General features: G+C 41.4%; 5 protein-coding genes. 1 reads left to right on the top strand and 4 read right to left on the bottom strand.

Features of this window, described 5'->3' with window-relative positions:
• Positions 1 to 566: 566 nt before the first annotated feature.
• Positions 567 to 2,747 carry a catalase/peroxidase HPI gene (katG, locus tag QL986_RS18750; RefSeq protein WP_288369162.1) on the bottom strand — a complete coding sequence of 727 codons (2,181 nt, stop codon included), beginning with the start codon at positions 2,745 to 2,747 and terminating at the stop codon, positions 567 to 569.
• A 654-nt stretch (positions 2,748 to 3,401) separates the two neighbouring features.
• Between katG and QL986_RS18745 the strand changes: the two genes are divergently transcribed.
• Entirely contained in the window at positions 3,402 to 4,286 is an 885-nt protein-coding gene (locus QL986_RS18745; RefSeq protein ID WP_008467888.1) for a tetratricopeptide repeat protein, read from the top strand.
• A gap of 199 nt (positions 4,287 to 4,485) precedes the next feature.
• Here QL986_RS18745 and QL986_RS18740 read toward each other — a convergent pair whose 3' ends face one another.
• The 3 genes from QL986_RS18740 to QL986_RS18730 all read right to left on the bottom strand — a co-directional run bounded on the left by QL986_RS18740 (position 4,486) and on the right by QL986_RS18730 (position 6,351).
• Positions 4,486 to 4,806 (bottom strand): hypothetical protein, encoded by a 321-nt coding sequence (locus QL986_RS18740; RefSeq protein ID WP_013462852.1) that lies wholly within the window; start codon positions 4,804 to 4,806, stop codon positions 4,486 to 4,488.
• 9 nt (positions 4,807 to 4,815) lie between these two features.
• Positions 4,816 to 5,517: a nuclear transport factor 2 family protein gene (locus tag QL986_RS18735; RefSeq protein ID WP_028834673.1), complete on the bottom strand. Its 702-nt coding sequence runs from the start codon at positions 5,515 to 5,517 to the stop codon at positions 4,816 to 4,818.
• 90 nt (positions 5,518 to 5,607) lie between these two features.
• Positions 5,608 to 6,351 carry a ferredoxin--NADP reductase gene (locus tag QL986_RS18730; RefSeq protein ID WP_016900123.1) on the bottom strand — a complete coding sequence of 248 codons (744 nt, stop codon included), beginning with the start codon at positions 6,349 to 6,351 and terminating at the stop codon, positions 5,608 to 5,610.
• Between the last annotated feature and the right edge of the window lie 155 nt (positions 6,352 to 6,506).

Genomic DNA, 6,506 nt, shown 5'->3' with positions numbered 1-6,506 from the left:
GTTCGGGGTTCGGGGTTCGGCAGAATTTTGCTTGGTATCAATTAAAACGCAATTGGTAATTTATTTAATAAAAAAGGCCGAGAAAAGCTGTATTTTTTATTTGCTCATTTGCTTTCATTCTTTGCTCTTTGTGCAAATAGGTTTTAAGTTATTTATGCACCACAGAGATTAAAAGACGCTGCGCTGAAAGAGTAAATTAAAGGTTCTAGGTTCATTGCTGATACGACTAGGTGTACAAACTATTTGTACAAGCCCGCTGCTCGCCACGCGAAGCCCGTTATCTTCTTACTCGCTTCTCTGAGCTCAAACAAGAAATTAGATTTAGACGTTAGATAAAATGCGCGAGGTAAACTCCCGCCTACGGATATGATTAATATCTGGATTTAACGTAGGTGGGGCTTTATGCCGCGCAAGACCAAGGTCATTGAACTATACCCGCGCCTCGCAGCCCGCAGCTCGTAACCTTTAACCTTTAACCTTTAACCTTTAACCTTTAACCTTTAACCTTTAACCTAAATAATATAAAAAAAGGAGCATTGCTGCTCCTTTTTAAATTTTACTTAGGTTTATTTAATATCAAACCGGTCGGCATTCATCACTTTTACCCATGCGGCGACAAAGTCGTGTACAAAACGAGTTTTGTTATCGTCTTGAGCATAAAACTCTGCCAATGCACGGAGTATTGAGTTTGAACCAAACACTAAATCAACCCGCGTAGCCGTGTACTTAGTTTTACCACTAGCGCGGTCGACTATGTTGTACTCGCCTTTAGTTGCAGGCTCCCAGCGGTTGTTCATGTCGGTTAAATTAACAAAAAAGTCGTTACTCAGTACGCCTACCTTGTCGGTAAATACACCATGTTCACTATTGCCATAGTTAGTGCCTAGTACGCGCATACCGCCTAGTAATACGCTCATTTCTGGTGCGGTTAGCCCCATCAATTGGCTGCGCTCTAGTAATAGCTCCTCGGCGGATACAGCATAGTCTTTTTTCAGCCAATTTCTAAAACCGTCATGAATTGGTTCTAATGGCTCGAATGACTCTGCGTCGGTCATGTCATCACTAGCATCGCCACGCCCTGGGGCAAACGGTACGGTTATATCAACCCCTGCCTTTTTAGCCGCTTGTTCAACCGCAGCGGTGCCGCCAAGTACAATTAAATCGGCCATACTAACAGGCTTAGTTAAACTCGCTTGCAGTTTTTCAAGGGCTGCAATCACATTGGCTAAACGCTCTGGTTCGTTACCTTGCCAGCTATTTTGCGGAGCTAGGCGAATACGGGCGCCATTTGCACCACCACGGTGATCGGAGCCTCTGTAAGTGCGGGCGCTATCCCATGCGGTATTAATTAAGTCGGTTTCACTTAACCCACAATTAAGTAGCTTCGCTTTTAACTCGGTTATTTCAGCGTCGCTTAGGGTGTAATCAACTGCAGGAATAGGATCTTGCCAAATTAAATCTTCACTGGGTACATCGGCGCCCAAATAACGTGATTTTGGCCCTAAATCACGGTGGGTTAACTTAAACCATGCGCGGGCAAATACGTCAGTAAAGTACTCAAAATCGTCATTAAAACGCTCAATAATTTTACGGTACGCGGGGTCGAGCTTCATTGCCATGTCGGCATCGGTCATTATTGGGTTTAAACGAATCGATGGGTCTTCCACATCAACGGGTTTATCTTCTTCTTTAATATTAACCGGCTCCCACTGATGAGCCCCTGCAGGGCTTTTGGTTAGCTCCCACTCGTAATTAAGCAGCAGTTTACAATAACCGTTGTCCCATTTAGTTGGGTAGGTTGTCCATGCGCCTTCAATACCTGAGGTCATGGTATCGCGGCCAATGCCACGGGTTTTATGGTTATTCCAGCCAAGGCCTTGCTCGTGCACATCGGCGGCTTCTGGCTCTGGGCCTAAGTTTTCTTCTTTGCCGTTACCATGCGTTTTACCTACTGTATGGCCACCGACCGTTAGCGCTGCGGTTTCTTCGTCGTTCATTGCCATACGTGCAAAGGTTTCGCGCACTTGTTCTGCGGTTTTAAGTGGATCGGGTTTACCATTTACCCCTTCTGGGTTTACGTAAATTAAACCCATTTGCACTGCCGCTAATGGGTTTTCCATGGTATCGGGTTTATCAACCTGGGTATATCGCTCATCACTTGGCGCAAGCCATTCTTTTTCTGCGCCCCAATAAACGTCTTTTTCTGGATGCCAAATATCTTCACGGCCACCGGCAAAACCAAAGGTTTTTAATCCCATTGATTCGTACGCCATATTACCGGCTAAAATAATTAAATCGGCCCATGAAAGCTTGTTGCCATATTTCTTTTTAATTGGCCATAATAAACGGCGCGCTTTATCTAGGTTAGCATTATCTGGCCACGAATTAAGTGGTGCAAAACGTTGATTACCGGTACCACCACCGCCTCGACCATCAGCTAAACGGTACGAGCCCGCAGAGTGCCATGCCATACGGATCATCAGGCCTCCATAGTGCCCCCAATCAGCTGGCCACCAAGGTTGGCTTTGAGTCATTAAATCTTTTAAATCGGTTTTAAGTGCTTCTAGGTCGAGTGAATTAAAAGCGTCGGCGTAATTAAAGTCGCTGTCGTAGGGGCTGCTTTTGCTATCGTGCTGATGAAGAATGTCTAAATTAAGTGAGTTTGGCCACCAATCTGTATTGGTGTTTTCGGTTGTAGTATTACTGCCGTGCATAACCGGGCATTTACCCGCTTTATGATTATCCATATTGAGCTCCTTTTTAAGTATAAATAAAAACGCCCATGCTTACTGCTTTTGGTATTCACCAATTGGGAGCGCTGTTATTTTATTGCTATTAAATGAATGACGTGTACGGTCTCTGCTTATTCAATATACGTGTAGCTGCTTTGATACGCTAGGGCAAAGTAATGCTTTAAAACGATTACTCTCATTTATAAATATGATGATGCTGCCAATGTTTGTGCTTAGCGTAAATAAATATTAAAACTTTTTATAAAATAGATGATCGTTATTAAAAATAGTCACGTAATGTACGATGAAGGGTTTGAAAGTGACTTAGGTTTTCTTAAGTGCACAGTGGAATACCCCCCTTCGCCATGAAATTATAGTTATAAAAGGTGTATAAGTTACTTATGCACCTTTATTTCTTTTTTATTTTTATCTATTTGAATTTAGTTAAGTAAAAATTCAGGTAGGCAAACTTACAATAGCACCTATCTCCTATTGTTCCCTTGATATGTTGATGTAGTTTTTTCCAGCCCAACTTGGGCTGGATTTTTTTTGCCTGTAATAAAAGATTTTTGAGTTAATTCCAGCTTCCCTATCCTCACCCTAGTACCAATGATGTGCGCATGTTAAAGTTAACAAAGCGATTAACTAATTTTTTAACTAGGCATATCAATGCGTTTTTATTTTTTACTATTTATTGTATTTATTGGTGTTTTTTCATCTGCGGTGCAAGCTGCTGATAAAAACACCGCAGCACTCAACGAGCAACAACAGCGTGAATTAGCACAACTAGAAGCCCCTTTGTACAAACCATTACTTGAACGTTATATTCTCGACGAATTAAAGTCGGTTCGCCAAGATCAACAAAAACTGCGTGAAGACGTGACCAAACAAGTTACGCATGCACAGTTAGACACCGCCGATCGGGCGCTTACCTACACCACAGATACCATTAATAATGTCTTTTTTATTATTACCGCCACCGCGTCTATTTTGGTATTAGTGGGCTGGAACTCGTTACGTGATGTAAAGAACAAAGTAGAAGATATAGTAAACACCCGAGTGAGTGTTATTACTGATGAGTATGAAGATCGCTTGAAAATATTAGAAGAAAAACTGCGAGTACGCTCTGAAGAAATACTCAGTAACCAAGAACGCATATCAATCACTAATGAAGTTCATTCGTTATGGATGCGAGCCAACCTTGAAAGTGATATTGCGAATAAAATTGAAATATTCGATGAAATTTTAAAACGTAAACCAGAAGATGTAGAAGCCATTGCCTACAAAGCGGATGCTTTATTAGAATTAAATGAGACTGAGCAAGCTATTGAGCTTTGTAATCAAGCAATTGATATAGATAGCGACTATGGTTACGCATACTGGCAGCGCGCCTGTGCGTATGCTTTAACGCATGAGCATGCAGATGCTCTAGCCGATATAAAAATGTCGCTTGAATACTCACCCAACTTACGAAACGAGCTACTTCATGAAAGTGCCTTTGCCAGTCTGCATGATAACGACAGCTTTAATGCGATAGTTTCAAACGAAGCCTAAACTTCGTTGCCTACAGGGAGGGTGGTAAAAAGCGTGAGCAGAACGCGAAAGTTTTGCTCAGTTTTTACTTATTATTACAGGGATGTAAGCCAGTAGAATAACTTAGGCGCAGTTATCGACCCCACTAGGTTAGAAGCTCGCGCTGCAATTAAACTGCCTCTAGATTAAACAAATATCAATCTACAAAGGTCAATAGAGCTTAGCGTTTAAAGAATAAGTCTATTGACTTAGTAAGCAGCTCGTCGAGCTGCTCTTCAAAGTCTTCTATGTTGATTTCAAAATGATTTAAATACGCTTTAGCCTGCACTTGAGATAAGTTGCGGTTTTTAACGCTGTATTGCCGCTCATCTTTTTGCTTATCGTATCGAGGTAAAAATAATAACTGCGCATAATAAGGCGACTTAATATGCTTGTTCGCAAAGCGACAAAAGTCTTCAATGTGGTCTGCGCCCTCAGGGCCTAAACAGCCAGGCTCTACACGATACATTACACGAATTTTTTTCTCGTCACTTAGCTGCATAATTAATAATTACCTAAAAAATAATACCCTAACCACTTTGCCATCTTTAATTTGATAGCTTGAAATAAGCTCTGAACGTTTATCTATCACGTTCGGATCGTTAGAGCAGGTTTCTGATAGCTCATGGTCAATCACAATGTCACCATGCACAATACGCTTAATAGGTGATGAGTGAAGACACTTTAGCTTTTTAAACATAATGCCATAACGCGCAATTAATTTTTCTTTACCTTTAAATAATAGCTCATTCGGGAAAATATAAAACTCAACATCTTCATCATACATACGAATAAATTCTTCAATGTTACGCGCGTTGTAAGCTTTAACTAATTGCTCTATAACAGCAAGTGACTCACGAGACTGTTTTGCTTTGGCTTGTTGCCTTGCTGTAAGTGCCTCTTTTGCTTGCGTCACTGCTTGCTCAGCCTCGACGACCGCTTGTGCTTTATCTACTTTACTTTTAGGCTGTTCAACCGGCTTCGTTGATTCGCTGCCAAGTACTTTAGAATCATCTGCAGTCACTTTCTTTACATCGGGTTGTTTAGGTATGTTAGCCTCTTGAGTTAACGTATCAAGTGCATCTTGTTGCGGCTGTACTTTTTCTGGCTGTGTCAGTTCAGCATTGTTTGATGATGCCGATTGCTCTATGGCATGACAGTTTAATGTGAAAGCGGCGAATAAACACGCATATATGATGAATGAAGGTTTCATGGTTTTCCTAAGTACAAAGACAAAATGCAATTAACGCGCAACATAGCAAATTTTACCCTCATGAGATAGTTATTATAGCGTTATAGCTCATTACCAATACTGCTCAACCGTAATATGCCCCGGCTCTTTTCGACGATTACGCTTATAGTTTTGAGCCACTAATAACTCACTGGTATCTTTAACCATTTGTGGATTACCACACAACATAAACTGTGCATTATTGGGGGTAGCACACAGCCCCACATGTTCAGATAGCGCGTTATTTTTTATCACTGTGGTTATTCGCCCTGCTAAACCTTGTAAAGGCTCCTCACGGCTAACTACTGGCACATAATTAAGCTGCCCAGGATGAGCCTTTAATAACTTATTAATTAGCTCCTGATAGCTTAAATCGCTATTTAGGCGCACCCCATGCACTAAGTTGATATGTTTGTATTTTTGCCATACCTCACTTTGCTGCAATATTGATAAAAACGGGCCAATAGCGGTGCCGGTGCTAAGCATCCAAAGTTGTTCACTCGCTGGCACTTCGTCAAGGGTAAAAAAACCGCTAGCACGGCGCTCTATTAGTACAGTGTCACCTGGGGTAAGCTGTGCTAAATGCGATGACAATTGGCCATCGACTACATTAATTAAATAAAATTCTAAATTTGGATCATCTGGTGCGTTAACATACGAGTAAGCCCGAGCAATACGTTTTTCACCGTCCATAACAGAGAGCTTTGTAAATTGCCCTGCTTTAAACGGTTCTACATCGGCGTTAACCGTTAAGCTAAATAACGATTCATTCCACCATTTAACTGACTTTACTGTGGCATCAATCCAATTAGACATAATTACTCCAGAGTGTAAAACGTGTTTTAGCTATCAGCTATCAGCTATCAGCTATCAGCTATCAGCTATCAGCTATCAGCTATCAGCTATCAGCTATCAGCTATCAGCTATCAGCTATCAGCTATCAGCTATCAGCTATCAGCTATCAGCTATCA

The sequence above is a fragment of the Pseudoalteromonas sp. APC 3250 genome (assembly GCF_030407915.1).
GTDB classification, from domain to species: Bacteria; Pseudomonadota; Gammaproteobacteria; order Enterobacterales; family Alteromonadaceae; genus Pseudoalteromonas; species Pseudoalteromonas tetraodonis.
Note: the sequence above shows the minus strand (reverse complement) of the source record. Positions and strands in the feature narration are given on the sequence as shown.